Genomic DNA, 15,601 nt, shown 5'->3' with positions numbered 1-15,601 from the left:
CGTGCAGACCATCGACGACCTCGGCGACCTGCGCGGCAAGCGCGTCCTGGTCCGCAGCGACCTGAACGTGCCGCTCGACGGCACGACGATCACCGACGACGGCCGCGTCCGCGCGAGCGTCCCGACGATCAAGCGGCTCGCGGACGCGGGTGCGCGCGTGCTGGTCACCGCGCACCTCGGCCGTCCCGACGGCACGCCGAACCCGACGTACTCGCTGGCCCCGGTGGCCGAGCGGCTCGCCGAGCTGCTCGGCCGTCCCGTGCTCTTCGCCAACGACACGGTCGGCGCCGAGGCGCAGCGCATCAGCGCGGCGCTCGAGGACGGTGACGTCGCGGTGCTCGAGAACGTCCGGTTCAACCCGGGCGAGACGAGCAAGGACGACGCCGTGCGCGGCGCGTTCGCCGACGAGCTCGCCGCGCTGGCCGACGTCTTCGTGTCCGACGGCTTCGGTGTCGTGCACCGCAAGCAGGCCAGCGTCTACGACGTGGCCACGCGCCTGCCCGCCGCCGTCGGCGGCCTGGTGCAGGCCGAGGTCGAGGTGCTGCAGCGCCTGACCGAGACCCCCGAGCGTCCCTACGTGGTCGTCCTGGGCGGCTCGAAGGTGTCGGACAAGCTGGGCGTCATCGACAACCTGCTCGACAAGGCCGACGCGCTCCTCATCGGCGGCGGCATGCTGTTCACCTTCCTCAAGGCCCAGGGCCACGAGGTCGGCACGTCGCTCCTCGAGGCCGACCAGCTCGACACCGCCCGCTCCTACCTGGAGCGCGCGGCCGCGCAGGGCGTCGAGCTGCTGCTGCCGACCGACGTCGTTGTCGCGCCGGAGTTCAAGGACGCCGGCGCCGAGACCGTCGCCGCCGACGCCATCCCGGCCGACCGCATGGGCCTGGACATCGGCCCGGAGTCGGCGGCCGCGTTCGCCGAGCGCATCCGCGGCGCGCGCACCGTCTTCTGGAACGGCCCGATGGGCGTGTTCGAGATGGCGTCGTTCGCCGAGGGCACGCGGACGGTCGCCCAGGCGCTCACCGAGGTCGACGGCCTGTCGGTCGTCGGCGGTGGTGACTCCGCCGCCGCGGTGCGCCAGCTCGGCTTCGAGGACGCGCAGTTCGGTCACATCTCCACCGGTGGCGGTGCGAGCCTGGAGTACCTCGAGGGCAAGACGCTCCCGGGCCTGGACGTCCTGGAGGAGCAGTCGTGAGCACCCGTACCCCGCTGATGGCGGGCAACTGGAAGAGCAACCTCAACCACCAGGAAGCGGTGGTGCTCGTCCAGAAGCTCGCCTGGACGCTGCAGGACAAGAAGCACGACTTCGACAAGGCCGAGGTCGTCGTGGTCCCGCCGTTCACCGACCTGCGCAGCGTCCAGACGCTCGTCGACGGTGACCGGCTGAAGATCCGCTACGGCGCCCAGGACGTCTCCGCCCACGACGGCGGCGCGCACACGGGCGAGATCTCGGCCGCGATGCTGGCCAAGATCGGCTGCTCCTACGTCGTCGTGGGGCACTCCGAGCGCCGCCAGGACCACGCCGAGTCCGACGAGCTCGTGGCCACCAAGGCGCGCAAGGCGCTCGCGGCGAGCATGACGCCCATCGTGTGCGTCGGCGAGGGCCTGGAGGTCCGTCAGGCCGGCGAGCACGTCGCGTACACGCTCGCGCAGGTCGAGGGCTCGCTGGCCGGCTTCTCGCCCGAGGAGGTCGCCGGGCTGGTCGTCGCGTACGAGCCGGTCTGGGCGATCGGCACCGGCGAGGTGGCCACCCCCGAGGACGCCCAGGAGGTGTGCTCGGCGATCCGCCAGCGTGTCGCGGAGACCTGGTCGCCGGAGGCGGCCGCGTCGTTGCGTATCCTGTACGGCGGATCGGTCAAGGCGGCGAACGTCGCGTCGATCATGGCCCAGCCCGACGTGGACGGGGCCCTGGTCGGCGGTGCGAGCCTCGAGGCCGAGGAGTTCGCCGGGATCGCCCGGTTCTACGCCCTGCCGAGCATCGGCTGATCGTCCAACAGGACACCCAGAAAGGTCCGACGTGGTTCTCTTCTTCTCGGTCGTGCTCGCCATCAGCAGCCTGCTGATGATCGTGCTCGTCCTCATGCACAAGGGTCGCGGTGGCGGCCTGTCGGACATGTTCGGCGGTGGCGTCTCCAGCTCCCTGGGCGGATCGTCCGTCGCCGAGCGCAACCTCGACCGCATCACGGTCGGGTTCGCGGTCATCTGGGCCGTGAGCGTCGTGGCCCTCGGCCTGCTCCTGAAGGTGGCCAACTGATGGCCGCCGGAGCGATCCGGGGCAGCCGCATCGGCTCGGGCCCCATGGGCGAGGCGGAGCGCGGCGAGGCCGCGCCCCGCAAGGCCGTGACGTACTTCTGCCACAACGACCACCGCACGGTGCTGCAGTTCGCCATCGAGGCGGAGACGCCGGACGAGTGGGACTGCCCGCGCTGCGGCCTGCCGGCCAGCGTCGACGCGGCGAACCGTCCCGACGCGCCCAAGACCGAGCCGTACAAGACGCACCTGGCCTACGTGAAGGAGCGCCGCTCCGAGACCGAGGCCACCGAGATCCTCGACGAGGCGCTGCAGCTGCTCCGCAGCCGCCGCAAGTCCGGCGAGGTCATCTTCTGATCCGCTGACGCGGACGCACGAAGGCCCGGCACCCCGTGAGGGGGCCGGGCCTTCGTCGTGCGTGGGTCAGGCGGACAGCTGCGACGCGGCGTCGGCGTCGAGGAACCAGCGGGTCTCCTGCGTGCCGCGCACACCGGTGGCGGGCACCTCGGTGACCGGCTCGCCGGCGGCGGCCCGCGCGACGGCCTCCGCCTTGCCCTCGCCGCTCACGACGAGCCACGTGCGGCGGGTGTGGTTGAGCACCGGGAAGGTGAGCGTGAGCCGGTTCGGCGGCGGCTTGGGGGAGTCCTCGACGTCCACGACCGGCCGCACCGTCTCGTGCAGCTGGGCGAAGCCGGGGAACAGCGACGCGACGTGGCCGTCGGGCCCGACGCCGAGCAGCACGACGTCGAACGGCTCGGTCGGGAGCACGGCGGCGTACGCGTCGGCCGCCTCGGCGGCGGACAGCCCGCCGTCGGTCGACGGGAACGCGTGGATGCGCTCCTCGGGCACGTCGAAGCGGTCCAGGAAGCCCTCGCGGGCCTGCCGCTCGTTGCGGTCGTCGGAGTCGCCGGCGACGAACCGCTCGTCGCCCCAGTACCAGTCGACGTCGGTCCAGTCGGCCGCGTCGGGGTCCATGCGCTCGAAGGCGCGGGTCGCGATCGTGCCGCCGGTGAGGACGACCGCGGGCGTGCGTCCCTCGGCCTGGGCCTCGCGCACGACGTCGGCCAGGGCCGCGTTGAGCGCGTCGACGAGGGCGTCGGGACCGTCGTGGACGTCGTGGGTCATCGGGTGCCCTTCTCCAGCATGTGCTTGACGGTGGACTCGTAGACGTCGTCGGCGTCCAGGCGGCGCAGGTCCTCGGCCAGCAGCTCGGGGACGGTGCGCGTCACCAGCGGCACCTGGCGCTCGGACGCGCCAGGCACCGAGAACGTCGTGGTGTCCGCCTCGCGGACGATGAGCACGTCGCCGGCGTCGGTGTGCAGCTTCACCTCGCTGACGTGCGGGTAGGAGCCCTCGGTCAGCGAGACGTCGATGCGCAGCCGGTCCTCCAGCCACGCGGCCAGCAGGACGGCGGCCGGGTTGCCCGGTCCGGCGACCAGCTCGGCCGAGCGCACCTTGGACCGGGTCTGGTCGAGGGCGGCCGCAAGCAGGCCGCGCATCGGCGTGAGCCGGGTCCAGGCCAGGTCGGTGTCGCCGGGTTCGTACCGGCGGGCCACGGCCCGCAGCGCGTGCACCGGCTTGCTGCTGGCCTCGGAGTCGGTCAGCCGACGCTGGGCCAGGCGTCCGATCGGGTCCTCGGCCGGGTCGGCCGGGGCCTCGCCGGGCCACCAGACGACCACGGGGGAGTCGGGCAGCAGGAGCGGCAGCACGACCGACTCGGCGTGCTTGACCAGCTGGCCGGACATCCGCAGCAGCACGGACTCGCCGGACGTCTCCTGGCCGACGCGCACCTTCGCGTCCAGCGTCGCGGCTCCGCGGCCGGAGCCGCGGATGACGCCGATGACCCGGGCCGGGTGCTCCTTGGCCAGGTCGGTGGCGTCGCGCAGGGCGTCGGCCACCCCGTCCTCGTCGGTGATGACGACGAACGTCAGCACCATGTCCATCGCCGGGCTGCCCGAGGCGATCCGGGCCTTGACCATCGCCCGGGCGATCTCCGAGGCGTTGGTGTCGTTGAGCTCGATCTGCATCAGCGCGTCACTCTCGTCTCACGGACGGCGCCAGCGACGACCGTCGCGGGCGAGCATCTTGTCGGCGGACTCCGGGCCCCACGTGCCGGCCGGGTAGGTGTCGATCCGCTTCTGCCGCGCCCAGTGCTCGATGACCGGGTCCAGGATGCGCCAGGACAGCTCGACCTCCTCGTGCTGGGGGAACAGCGGCGGGTCGCCCAGCAGGACGTCCAGGATCAGCCGCTCGTAGGCCTCCGGGCTCGACTGCACGAACGTGCCGCCGTAGGCGAAGTCCATGTTGACGTCGCGGATCTCCATCGTGGTGCCGGGGACCTTCGCGCCGAAGCGCAGCGTGACGCCCTCGTCGGGCTGGATGCGCATGACAAGCGCGTTCTGGCCCAGCTCCTCGACCTCGAGCTTGCTGAACGGCAGGTGCGGGGCCTGCTTGAAGACGACGGCCACCTCGGTGACGCGCCGGCCGAGGCGCTTGCCGGCCCGCAGGTAGAACGGGACGCCGGCCCACCGGCGGGTGCCGATGTCGACCCGGATGGCCGCGTACGTCTCGGTGAGCGAGTCCGGCGGGATGCCCTCCTCGCCGAGGTAGCCGTCGACCTCGACGCCGCCGGCCCAGCCCTCCACGTACTGCGCGCGGGCCGTGTGCAGGTCGAGGCGCTGCGGGGGACGGGCGTTGGCCAGGATCTTCTGCTTCTCGATGCGCAGGCTGCCCGCGTCGAAGGAGACCGGCTCCTCCATCGCGATCAGCGCCATGAGCTGCAGCAGGTGGTTCTGGATGACGTCGCGGGCCGCGCCGATGCCGTCGTAGTAGCCCGCGCGGGTGCCGATGCCGATGTCCTCGGCCATGGTGATCTGCACGTGGTCGACGTAGTGGTTGTTCCAGATCGGCTCGAACATCCCGTTGGCGAAGCGGAAGGCCAGGATGTTCTGGACCGTCTCCTTGCCCAGGTAGTGGTCGATCCGGAAGACGCTCTCGCGCGGGAAGACCTCGGCGACGGCGGCGTTGAGCTTCTGCGCCGACTTCAGGTCGTGGCCGAAGGGCTTCTCGACCACCACGCGGCGCCACGAGCCGTCGTCGTCGGGGTCGGCCAGCCCGTGCTGCTTGAGCTTGCTGACCACGACGTCGAAGAACGCCGGCGGGATCGAGAGGTAGAACGCGTGGTTGCCGCCCGTGCCCTGCTGCTGGTCCAGCTCCTTCATCGTGGACGCGAGGTTCAGCCACGCCGCGTCGTCGTCGAAGGTGCCCGGGACGAAGCGCAGGCCACCGGCCAGCTGGTCCCAGACCGAGTCGCGCCACTGCGTGCGCGCGCCGGCCTTGGCCGCCGCCTTGGTGCGCTCGGCGAACTCCTCGATGTCGAAGTCGTGCCGGGCGAAGCCGATGAGCGAGAAGCTCGGCGGCAGCAGGCCGCGGTTGGCCAGGTCGTAGATGGCCGGGATCAGCTTGCGCTGGGCCAGGTCGCCGGTGACGCCGAAGATGACCAGGCCGCACGGACCCGCGATGCGCGGGAGACGGCGGTCGTTCGGGTCGCGCAGCGGGTTGGTGTAGCTGGTGCTCATCCGAGCGCCTCCCGGAGGCGGGCCAGGCCCGCGTCGACGTCGTGCAGGTGCAGGCTCAGCACCGGGCGTCCCTTGTCGCGCAGCACCTTCGCGTCGCCCGCGGCCTGGGAGCCGATGAACGAGCCGAAGCTGAAGTCGCGCCCGGGCACGTCCAGGTCGCGCAGCGGCTCGCCGGTGACCTGGAGGTAGACGCCGGTGGCCGGGCCGCCCTTGTGGTACTGGCCGGTGGAGTGCAGGAACCGCGGGCCCCACCCGAAGGTGACCGGACGTCCGAGCCGCGCCGCGAGCGTCTCGCGCACCTGCGCGAAGTCGGCGTGGGCCTGGCGGTCCAGGTAGACCTGCACGGCCAGGTAGCCGTGCTCGCGGTCGATCGAGCCCAGCAGCGTGGCCAGCGCCTCGGCGAGCGTGCTCGCGTCGGTGCCGTACAGGTCGATGCCGGCGTCGGTCGCGTCGGGCTCGGCCTGCTCGCCGCCGCCGCCCAGCAGGTCGCGGGCGGCCTGCTTGGCGCTCTCGACGTCGGGCTGGTCGAACGGGTTGATGCCGATGAGGCGGCCGGCGTGCGCGGTGGCGTGCTCCCACAGCAGCATGAGCGCGCCGAGGTCGCCCTCGACCGCGGCGCCGAAGCCGGACTCCGACGACGGGGCCGCGTCGGCACCGATCGTCACCAGCACGGCGTCGGACGTGCTGGGGGAGAAGCCGGGGGCGTCCTCGCCGGGCACGACGACGGGCAGCACGCCCTTGCCGTCCTTGCCCGTGGACTCCGCGACCAGCTGCTCGATCCAGTCGCCCAGCCCATGACCCGTGCGGTCGGCCAGGACGAGCTTGTCGACGCCCGCCCGGTTCGCCAGCCCGAGCAGCCCGCCCAGGACGAGCGCGGGGTTGGCCGTGCCGTCGGCGGCGAGCTCGGTGGCGACCGTGGCCGCCTGGTCGAGCAGCTCGCCGATCGGGGCGCCGGCGAGCCCGCTCGGCACGAGGCCGAAGGCGGTCAGGGCCGAGTAGCGTCCGCCGACGTGCGGGTCGGCGCTGAACAGCCGGTAGCCGGCCTCGCGCGCGGTCTGCTCGAGCGGCGAGCCCGGGTCGGTCACCACGACGATGCGCTCGGCCGGGTCGATGCCGGCGTCGCGGAGCGCCTGCTCGTAGGCCCGGCGCTGGCTGTCGGTCTCGACGGTGCCGCCGGACTTGCTGGACACCACGACGACCGTGCGGTCGAGGTCGGTCTCCAGCGCGTCGCGCACCATGTCGGGCTGGGAGGAGTCGAGCACGACGAGCGGGACGCCCGCCGCGCGGCAGATGACCTCCGGCGCCAGGGACGAGCCGCCCATGCCGCACAGCACGACGTGGTCGACGCCGCGCCCGGCCAGGTCGGCCCGCAGCTGCTCGACCTCGGCGACTAGCGGGCGCGAGGACTCGTGGAGGCTCACCCACGACAGGCGGATCGAGGCCTCCTCGACGGCCGCGGGGCCCCACAGCGTGGGGTCCTGCGCGGTCAGCCGCGACGCGACGGCGTCGTCGACCTGGTGGGCGACGACGTCGTCGAGGGCGGCGTGGTCAGGGACGTTGACGTGGACCGCGACCATCGATCAGGCCTTGTCGAGCTCGCCCTGGACGGTCTCCAGCAGCTCGGCCCAGGAGGCGTCGAACTTCTGCAGGCCCTCGGCCTCGAGCTGCTGGACGACCTCGTCGTACGAGATGCCCTGCTCCTCGAGCTGCGCGAACAGCGCCCGCGCGTCGTCGTAGCTGCCGTGCACCGTGTCGCCGGTGACCTCGCCGTGGTCGGCGAACGCCTCGAGCGTCTTCTCCGGCATCGTGTTGACGGTGCCGTCGACCACGAGCTCGGACACGTACAGCGTGTCGGGCAGCGCGGGGTCCTTGACGCCCGTGGAGGCCCAGAGCGGACGCTGGACGTTCGCTCCCTGCTCCTTCAGCGCGGTGAAGCGCTCGCTGCCGAAGACCTGCTCGTAGGCCTCGTAGGCCAGGCGGGCGTTGGCCAGCGCGGCCTTGCCGCGCAGCGGGCTGTCGTCGCCCAGGCGCTTGTCGACCTCGGAGTCGACGCGGCTGACGAAGAAGGACGCCACCGAGTGGATCTGCGACAGGTCGCGACCCTCGGCGACGGCCTGCTCGAGGCCGTACAGGTAGGCGTCCATGACGCCGCGGTAGCGCTCCAGCGAGAAGATCAGCGTCACGTTGACGCTGATGCCGGCCGCGATCGTCGCGGCGATCGCCGGCAGGCCCTCCTCGGTCGCGGGGATCTTGATCAGCAGGTTGGGCCGGTCGACCTTCTCCCACAGCTTCTTGGCCATGGCGACGGTCGCGTCGGCGTCGCGGGCGAGGCCGGGCTCGACCTCGATCGAGACGCGGCCGTCGACGCCGTTCGTGGCGTCGTAGACCGGGCGCATGATGTCGCAGGCCTGCTGGACGTCCAGCGTGGTGATCTCGAAGACCGCGGTGTCGACGTCGGCACCGGCCGCCTTGAGATCACGCACCTGCGGGTTGTACTTCTCGCCCTTGGCGAGCGCGGAGGCGAAGATCGTCGGGTTCGTGGTGACGCCGACGACCGACGACTCCTTCACGAGCTCGGCGAGGTTGCCGGTCTCGATGCGCTCGCGCGACAGGTCGTCGAGCCAGATCGAGACTCCCGCGTCGGACAGGGCCTGGAGGCGTGCATTCATGCTGTTCTCCTTCGGGTGCGGGACGATCAGGCGCCGGTGGCGGCGTTCTGCTGGGGTCCCTCGGGGGCGTCCGGGTTGTCACCCGGGCCCACGGGGCCGGCAGGACGGGCGTGGAACGGGGCCACGGGCTCGCCCGCCGCAGCGGCGATCGAGTCCTTGGCGGCGGCCACGACGGCGTCGGTCGTGATGTGGAAGTTCTCGTACAGCGTCTTGTAGTCGGCCGAGGCGCCGAAGTGCTCGATGCTGACGATGCGGCCGGCGTCGCCGACCACGTCGCGCCAGCCCAGGGCCACGCCGGCCTCGACGCTGACACGGGCGCGCAGCGACGGCGGGATCACGCTGTCGCGGTACGCCTCGTCCTGCTGCTCGAACCACTCGCGCGACGGCATGGAGACGACGCGGGCAGCGATGCCCTCGGCGGCCAGGGCCGTGCGGGCCTCGACGGCGAGCTGCACCTCCGAGCCGGTGGCCACGAGGATCACGTCGGGCGTGCCCTCGGTGTCGACCAGGACGTAGGCGCCCTTGGCGGTCAGGTCGGCCGAGCCCCACTCGACGCCGTCGGCGTCGGTGCCGCGCGGGAACGTCGGCAGGTTCTGCCGGCTCAGCGCGAGCGCCGCGGGACGGTCGTCGAGGCCGAGCAGCGTGCGCCAGGCGGCGACGGTCTCGTTGGCGTCGGCCGGACGGATGACGTCCAGGCCGGGGATGGCCCGGAGCGCCGCGAGGTGCTCGATCGGCTGGTGGGTCGGGCCGTCCTCGCCGAGGCCGATCGAGTCGTGGGTCCAGACGTACGTGACGGGCAGCTCCTGCAGCGCCGCGAGGCGGACCGCGCCGCGCATGTAGTCGCTGAAGACCAGGAACGTGCCGCCGTACGGCCGCGTGGGGCCGTGCAGCGCGATGCCGTTCATGATCGAGCCCATGGCGTGCTCGCGGATGCCGAAGTGCAGCACCCGGCCGTACCAGTCGCCGCTGAACTTCGCGGTGGACCGCTGCGGCGGCAGGAACGACGGCTCGCCCTTGGGCGTGGTGTTGTTCGAGCCGGCGAGGTCGGCCGAGCCGCCCCACAGCTCGGGCAGCACCGGTGCGATCGCGGTGAGCACGTCGCCGGACGCCACGCGGGTGGCGACGCCCTTGGCGTCGGCCTCGTAGGTCGGCAGCGCGTCCTCCCAGCCCTCGGGCAGCTTGCGCTCGGCCAGGCGGTCGTACAGGGCGGCGGCGTCGGCGTTGCCGGTGCGCCACGCGTCGAGGTGCTTGCTCCACTCGGCCTGCAGCTGCTGGCCGCGCTCGCGGGCCTGCTGCGTGTGCGCGATGACCTCGTCGCTGACCGCGAAGGTCTGGTCGGGGTCGAAGCCGAGCAGCTCCTTGGTGGCGCGGATCTCGTCGTCGCCCAGGGCCGAGCCGTGCGACGCGCCGGTGTTCTGCGCGTTCGGGGCCGGCCAGGCGATGATCGTGCGCAGCACGATGAAGGACGGCTTGTCGGTGACCTGCTTGGCCGCCTGCACCGCGTCCCACAGCGCCTGGACGTCCTCGTGGTAGCCGGTGCCGCCCTGCGTCCAGTCGACGGTCTGGACGTGCCAGCCGTAGGCGGCGTAGCGGGCCGCGACGTCCTCGCTGAAGGCGACGTCGGTGTCGTCCTCGATCGAGATGCGGTTGTCGTCGTAGATGACCGTCAGGTTGCCCAGCTGCTGGTGGCCCGCGAGCGAGGACGCCTCGGCCGAGACACCCTCCTGCAGGTCGCCGTCGGAGGCGATGACGTAGACGTCGTGGTCGAACGGGCTGGTGCCGGCCGCGGCGGTGGGGTCGTACAGGCCACGCTCGCGGCGGGCGGCCATGGCCATGCCGACGGCGTTGGCGATGCCCTGGCCCAGGGGACCGGTGGTGACCTCGACGCCGGGGGTGTGGCGGTACTCGGGGTGACCCGGCGTCTGGCTGCCCCAGGTGCGCAGCGACTTCAGGTCGTCCAGCGTCATCGGGTAGCCGGCCAGGTACAGCTGGATGTACTGGGTGAGGCTGCTGTGGCCGCACGAGAGCACGAAGCGGTCGCGGCCGGCCCACTGCGGATCGGCGGGGCTGTGCCGCATCACCTTCTGGTAGAGCAGGTAGGCCGCCGGGGCGAGGCTCATCGCCGTGCCCGGGTGTCCGTTGCCTGCCTTCTGGACCGCGTCCGCGGCCAGCAGCCTGATGGTGTCGACCGCCTTGGCGTCGACCTCGTTCCACTCCAGAGCCGTCGTGGTCACCGTGTGGATTCCTCCTGTGAAAAGGGTGTGAAGGGGATCGCGCGTGCCTACGTCGTCCACACTATCGCTCGGCGCGTAGACTGCTCACCGTGACCGACGTTCGAACCGACGATGCTCCTGACGTCGACGTGACGACGTCGCACGCCCCCGCGGCCGGCCCGCTCGAGGTCGTCCAGGCCTACGTGGCGCTGACCAAGCCCCGCATCATCGAGCTGCTGCTGCTGACCACGATCCCGGTCATGTTCGTCGCCGCCGAGGGCGTCCCGCCGCTCGGCCTGGTGCTCGCCACGTTCATCGGCGGCACCCTGTCGGCCGGCAGCGCCAACGCGCTCAACTGCGTCTACGACGCCGACATGGACGCCAAGATGCGCCGCACGCGCCGGCGCCCGCTGGCCCGTCACCAGGTCTCGCCGCGCGCGGCCCTCGTGTTCGGCCTGGTGCTCGGCGTCGTGTCGACCGTCATGCTCGGCCAGCTCGTCAACTGGCTGTCGGCCGCGCTGGCGCTCACCGCGAACCTGTTCTACGTCCTCGTCTACACGATGGTGCTCAAGCGCCGCACCTGGCAGAACGTCATCTGGGGCGGCGCCGCGGGCTGCTTCCCGGCGCTCATCGGCTGGTCGGCCGTCACCGGCGACCTGGCCTGGACGCCGGTCGTCATGTTCATGGTCGTGTTCTTCTGGACGCCGCCGCACACCTGGGCGCTGGGGATGCGCTACCGCGAGGACTACGCCGCGGGCGGCGTGCCGATGCTGCCGGTCATCGCGTCGTCCGACACCGTGTCGAAGCAGATCGTGCTCTACACCTGGCTGACCGTCGCCACCTCGCTGCTGCTGTGGCCGGTCGCCGGCACCGGCTGGTTCTACCCGGCCGCCGCGATCTCGCTCGGCATCGTGTTCCTCGTCGAGGCCTATGACATGCGCTCGCGGGCTCGCGACACCGAGGAGCTGTCGGTCATCAAGCCGATGCGCCTGTTCCACTTCTCCAACGCCTACCTGGCACTGCTGTTCGTCGCCGCCGCGGCGGACCCCTTCCTGCGGTGATCCCGGCGGACTGGACGCCGCACCGGCGTCCGGGCGACCGCGAGGTGATCGGGTGGCTGGCGCCCGCGGGCGACGACGTCGTCCCCATGTCCCTGCTCGGCGTGCCGCTGGGCGGGCCGACCGACTGGGTGTCGGCCGAGGGCGTGCTCGAGCAGGCCGGCCTGCGTTGGCTGGCCGAGCCGCTGTGGCTGCGCGAGGACGACGGCACGGTGCGACGCGTGGTCGTGCTCGAGATCGACGCCGAGCGGGTCGTCGTGGGCGACGCGGAGGCCGCGCTGGTCGTCGGACGCCCCGAGGAGCTAGCCGGACGCACCGTGCTGGAGCTCCCCACCGACCGGCTGACTGCCGAGGCCGCCACCGACCGATAGGTTCGCGACCGTGCTGAAGCAGATCGCGGGTGCCGTCGGCGTCGTCGTGCTGGCCTGGGCGTCCTGGTGGGGCTGGATGGGCTGGGACACCGAGTACCAGCTGGACCCCGTCACCGGCAACGAGAGCGGACCGTACGAGACGTGGCAGGTGCTCGGCTCCGGTGCCTGCGTCGTGCTGCTCGTCGTGGTCGCGACCCTCGTGTGGGGGCGGCGCACCGCGGTCGTCGCCACCACCCTCGGCTACACGCTGGGCTGGTGCGTGACGTCTCTCCCCGAGGACGAGTCCGGCCTCGCGCTGGTCGGGGCGGTCATGGTGCTGGTCGGCGTCGGGGCGGCCTCGGCCGTCGTCGCGTGGCTGACCGACCGCCTCGCGCGGCGTCGGCGCTCCGCGCCCGCCTGAGCCGGACGCTCGCTACGGTGGCGGCGCCCGAGCCGCGACCCGAGGAGCCCCCATGTCCGTCGACCCGACCGGTGCCGACCTGAAGCGCTTCCTGAGCGAGGACCCCGGCGGCCCCGTCGTCATGCTGAACCTGCTGCGCTTCGCCGAGGGCGGCCGCCCCGCCTACGACGAGTACGCGGGCGCGATCGGCCCGTTCCTGCGGGGCGTGGGAGCGCGGGTGGTCTACGCCGGGGACACCTCGACGTCCCTGGTCGCTCCCGACTCGCACGTGTGGGACGCGGTGCTGCTGGTCGAGTACCCCTCGCGCGAGGCCTTCTCGCGCATGGTGGCCGACCCCGACTACCAGCGGATCACCGAGCACCGCACCGCGGCGCTGTCGCACGCGGTGCTGCAGGCGACGACGCCCTGGCGTTGAGCCTCAGCCGACGCGGACGGGCGTGCCCACGCGGGCGCGGACGTTGACCAGCTGCCACGCGGCGAGCGACATGAGCACCGTGGCGCCGACCATGTGCAGGGCCACCAGGACGACCGGCACGTCGTTGACGTACTGGACGTAGCCGATGACGCCCTGGGCCAGCTCGGCGACGAGCAGCCAGACGGTGGCCAGGAACGCGGTGCGCGGCCCCTTCCGCAGGGCGACGAGCCCCGCGACGGTCAGCGCGATCAGCACCACGACGGCGTACCCGTGGACGGTGCTCCACACGTCCGGGCGCAGGCCGTTGCGCGGGGCGTCGAGGTCGCCGGCGTGCGGGCCGCTGCCGGTGACGATCGTGCCGAGGTAGACCACGACCCACATAGCGGCGAACGTGGCGCGCACGAGCCACAGGCGTCCGGCGTCGACCGGGGCGGGCTCGACGCCGCGCACGAGACGCAGCAGCCAGGCGGACAGGCAGATGAGCACCATGGACAGCAGGAAGTGCAGCGACACGACCCACGGGTTGAGGTCGGTGAGCACGGTGATGCCGCCGACGACGCCCTGCGCGGGGATGCCGATCGCGATGGCGACGGTCAGCGCGGAAGCACGGACGGGCGCGTCCGCCCAACGGCGGACGGCGAACCAAGTGGCGATCGCGATGGCCACGAGCACGTAGGTCAGCAGCCGGTTGCCGAACTCGATGACGCCGTGCAGGCCGAGGGCGCCGTGCGGGACGAACGACTCGTCGGTGCAGCGCGGCCAGGTCGGGCAGCCCAGCCCGGACGCGGTGAGCCGGACCAGCCCGCCGGTGACGACGATGACGCAGTTCGCGACGAGCGAGGCCCAGGCCCAGCCGACGACGAAGCCGCGGGTCGGATGACGGAAACGGTCGAGCACGGTCACTCCCAGCGGAAGGTGCGGGCGGTGGCGGTCGCGCCGACGGCGGACCAGACCACGAGGACGAGGACGGGCAGCAGACCGGGCGCGCCGGACGCGAAGGCGTCCCGCAGTCCCTGGCCCAGCGCACCGGACGGCAGCAGCTCGAGCACGGCGCGCGCGCCGTCGGGGTAGCGCTCCAGCGGCACCAGGACGCCGCCGCCGACCAGCAGCAGGACGTACACCAGGTTGGCGACCGCGAGCGTGGCCTCGGCGCGCAGCGAGCCCGCGATCAGCAGGCCGAGCGAGCCGAACGCGGTGGTGCCGAGCACGAGCAGGACGGCCGCCCACAGCCAGCCGGACACGCCGCCGTCGGGCTGCCAGCCGAGGGCGAAGGCGACGGCCGCGAGCACGGCGACCTGCACCACCTCGACCACGACGACGGCGAGCGTCTTGCCGGCCAGCAGGCCCCACCGGGGGAGCGGGGAGGCCCCGAGCCGCTTCAGGACGCCGTAGCGGCGCTCGAACCCGGTGGCGATGGCCAGTGACGTGAACGAGGCCGACAGCACGGCCAGGGCGAGGACGCCGGGCGCGAGGATGTCGATCGGCCGTCCTTCGCCGAGGTCGACGATGCTGCCGGCCTTGGTTCCGGCCACGAGCAGCAGCAGCGGCACGACGAGCGTGATGCCGAGCTGCTCGCCGTTGCGGGCCAGCAGGCGCAGCTCCATGAGCGCCTGGGCGCGGACCATGGCGCCGTCGGACGCGGCGCCCGGACGCGGGCTGAGGTCGAGGTGGGTCATCGCAGGCTCCGGCCGGTGAGGTCGAGGAAGCGGTCCTCGAGCGTCTGCCGCTCGACCATGACCGACTGGACGAGGACGCCCTGCCGCGCGCACCAGGCGGTCACACCGGCGACGAGCGCCGGGTCGACGTCACCGGCGACGACGTACGAGCCGGGCTCGATCTCCTCCACCTTGGTGCCGTGCCCGAGCGCGTCCATGAGGTCGGCGACGTCCAGGCCGGCCGAGGCGGTGAAGCGCACGGTGTTGCGCGCGCCCTCGGCGGTGAGCGAGGCGGGGGAGCCCGACGCGATGACGCGTCCGGCGTCGACGACGTGGACCACGTCCGACAGCGCCTCGGCCTCGTCCATGTAGTGGGTGGTGAGCACGACGGTGACGCCCGCGTCGCGCAGCTCGGCGACGAGGTCCCACGTGGCGCGCCGCGCCTGGGGGTCGAGGCCGGCGGTGGGCTCGTCGAGGAAGACCAGCTCCGGGCGTCCGACGACGGCCATCGCCAGGCCGAGGCGCTGCTGCTGGCCGCCCGACAGCCGGCGGAACGGCGTGCGGGCCGAGCGGTCGAGGCCGAGCCGCTCGATGAGCGCGTCGGGATCGAGCGGGTGGGCGTGCAGCGACGCGACGTGGCGGAGCATCTCGGGCGGCCGGACGCCGGACCACGCGCCGCCGCTCTGCAGCATCACGCCGACCCGGGGCCGCAGCTCGCGGGCGTCGGCGACCGGGTCGAGGCCGAGCACCCGGACGGTGCCCTCCTGCGGCGAGCGGTAGCCCTCGCAGGTCTCGATGGTGGTGGTCTTGCCGGCGCCGTTCGGGCCGAGGATCGCGGTGACGGTGCCCCGTTCCACGGTCAGGTCGAGCCCGTCGGCGGCGACGGTCGAGCCGTACCGCATGACGAGTCCGCGGACGTCCACGACCGGTGCTTGCACCCGGCCAGTCTAGGCCGACGGCCCTGTCGTCCCGGTGCCGGGCTCTTGCCGTCG

General features: G+C 72.7%; 17 protein-coding genes. 8 read left to right on the top strand and 9 right to left on the bottom strand.

The features are described 5' to 3' along the window. Position 1 precedes the first annotated feature (1 nt). The 4 genes from E0W78_RS02475 to E0W78_RS02460 are packed head-to-tail and all read left to right on the top strand — an operon-like array spanning position 2 to position 2,607. Positions 2-1,195, top strand: coding sequence for a phosphoglycerate kinase (locus E0W78_RS02475; protein WP_131402274.1), 1,194 nt, complete (start codon positions 2-4; stop codon positions 1,193-1,195). A 17-nt stretch (positions 1,196-1,212) separates the two neighbouring features. Beyond that, positions 1,213-1,986 carry a triose-phosphate isomerase gene (tpiA, locus tag E0W78_RS02470; protein WP_207392617.1) on the top strand — a complete coding sequence of 258 codons (774 nt, stop codon included), beginning with the start codon at positions 1,213-1,215 and terminating at the stop codon, positions 1,984-1,986. A gap of 31 nt (positions 1,987-2,017) precedes the next feature. Then, positions 2,018-2,254, top strand: a complete 237-nt coding sequence (secG, locus tag E0W78_RS02465) for a preprotein translocase subunit SecG (RefSeq protein ID WP_131402272.1) — start codon at positions 2,018-2,020, stop codon at positions 2,252-2,254. Further along, a complete protein-coding gene (locus tag E0W78_RS02460) occupies positions 2,254-2,607 on the top strand; it encodes an RNA polymerase-binding protein RbpA (protein WP_131402271.1) in 354 nt (117 codons plus the stop codon). Before secG ends, E0W78_RS02460 begins: the two co-directional genes overlap by 1 nt. Before the next feature lie 66 nt (positions 2,608-2,673). Here E0W78_RS02460 and pgl read toward each other — a convergent pair whose 3' ends face one another. Genes pgl through tkt form a run of 6 tightly spaced genes read right to left on the bottom strand, consistent with a single transcriptional unit; the run spans position 2,674 to position 10,731 of the window. After that, the gene (pgl, locus tag E0W78_RS02455) at positions 2,674-3,375 is read right to left on the bottom strand and encodes a 6-phosphogluconolactonase (protein WP_131402270.1); all 702 of its coding nucleotides are present in this window, start codon (positions 3,373-3,375) and stop codon (positions 2,674-2,676) included. Continuing rightward, on the bottom strand, positions 3,372-4,277 hold the full coding sequence (locus tag E0W78_RS02450) for a glucose-6-phosphate dehydrogenase assembly protein OpcA (protein WP_131402269.1): 906 nt from the start codon (positions 4,275-4,277) through the stop codon (positions 3,372-3,374). Before E0W78_RS02450 ends, pgl begins: the two co-directional genes overlap by 4 nt. An 18-nt stretch (positions 4,278-4,295) precedes the next feature. Further along, positions 4,296-5,828: a glucose-6-phosphate dehydrogenase gene (zwf, locus tag E0W78_RS02445; RefSeq protein ID WP_131402268.1), complete on the bottom strand. Its 1,533-nt coding sequence runs from the start codon at positions 5,826-5,828 to the stop codon at positions 4,296-4,298. Further along, a complete protein-coding gene (locus E0W78_RS02440) occupies positions 5,825-7,405 on the bottom strand; it encodes a glucose-6-phosphate isomerase (RefSeq protein ID WP_131402267.1) in 1,581 nt (526 codons plus the stop codon). The genes zwf and E0W78_RS02440 overlap by 4 nt, the downstream gene beginning before the upstream one ends. 3 nt (positions 7,406-7,408) lie before the next feature. Beyond that, positions 7,409-8,497, bottom strand: a complete 1,089-nt coding sequence (tal, locus tag E0W78_RS02435) for a transaldolase (RefSeq protein ID WP_131402266.1) — start codon at positions 8,495-8,497, stop codon at positions 7,409-7,411. A gap of 26 nt (positions 8,498-8,523) precedes the next feature. Then, positions 8,524-10,731 carry a transketolase gene (gene tkt, locus E0W78_RS02430; protein ID WP_242686196.1) on the bottom strand — a complete coding sequence of 736 codons (2,208 nt, stop codon included), beginning with the start codon at positions 10,729-10,731 and terminating at the stop codon, positions 8,524-8,526. 128 nt (positions 10,732-10,859) lie between these two features. On the opposite strand from tkt, the gene E0W78_RS02425 reads away from it, so the two are divergent. From E0W78_RS02425 to E0W78_RS02410, 4 genes are read left to right on the top strand one after another with little or no spacing between them, the layout of a single operon-like run. After that, positions 10,860-11,771 (top strand): heme o synthase, encoded by a 912-nt coding sequence (locus E0W78_RS02425; protein WP_242686213.1) that lies wholly within the window; start codon positions 10,860-10,862, stop codon positions 11,769-11,771. Then, entirely contained in the window at positions 11,768-12,139 is a 372-nt protein-coding gene (locus E0W78_RS02420; protein ID WP_207392591.1) for a hypothetical protein, read from the top strand. The genes E0W78_RS02425 and E0W78_RS02420 overlap by 4 nt, the downstream gene beginning before the upstream one ends. 10 nt (positions 12,140-12,149) lie before the next feature. Next, complete coding sequence (locus tag E0W78_RS02415) at positions 12,150-12,539, top strand: hypothetical protein (protein ID WP_131402264.1); 390 nt, start codon at positions 12,150-12,152, stop codon at positions 12,537-12,539. A 52-nt stretch (positions 12,540-12,591) separates the two neighbouring features. Next, positions 12,592-12,954, top strand: coding sequence for a DUF1330 domain-containing protein (locus E0W78_RS02410; protein ID WP_131402263.1), 363 nt, complete (start codon positions 12,592-12,594; stop codon positions 12,952-12,954). A gap of 3 nt (positions 12,955-12,957) precedes the next feature. Here the strand turns inward: E0W78_RS02410 and E0W78_RS02405 are convergent, their stop codons facing one another. The 3 genes from E0W78_RS02405 to E0W78_RS02395 are packed head-to-tail and all read right to left on the bottom strand — an operon-like array spanning position 12,958 to position 15,547. Next, positions 12,958-13,851 (bottom strand): COX15/CtaA family protein, encoded by an 894-nt coding sequence (locus E0W78_RS02405; RefSeq protein ID WP_242686195.1) that lies wholly within the window; start codon positions 13,849-13,851, stop codon positions 12,958-12,960. 2 nt (positions 13,852-13,853) lie between these two features. Then, the gene (locus E0W78_RS02400; RefSeq protein ID WP_131402261.1) at positions 13,854-14,630 is read right to left on the bottom strand and encodes an ABC transporter permease; all 777 of its coding nucleotides are present in this window, start codon (positions 14,628-14,630) and stop codon (positions 13,854-13,856) included. Continuing rightward, positions 14,627-15,547 (bottom strand): ABC transporter ATP-binding protein, encoded by a 921-nt coding sequence (locus E0W78_RS02395; protein WP_242686194.1) that lies wholly within the window; start codon positions 15,545-15,547, stop codon positions 14,627-14,629. Before E0W78_RS02395 ends, E0W78_RS02400 begins: the two co-directional genes overlap by 4 nt. Between the last annotated feature and the right edge of the window lie 54 nt (positions 15,548-15,601).

Origin of the sequence: Aeromicrobium sp. IC_218 (assembly GCF_004336805.1) — a bacterium.
In the GTDB taxonomy this organism is placed as follows: domain Bacteria; phylum Actinomycetota; class Actinomycetes; order Propionibacteriales; family Nocardioidaceae; genus Aeromicrobium.
The sequence above is the reverse complement of the archived record's forward strand: the minus strand, read 5'-3'. Positions and strand labels throughout refer to the sequence as shown.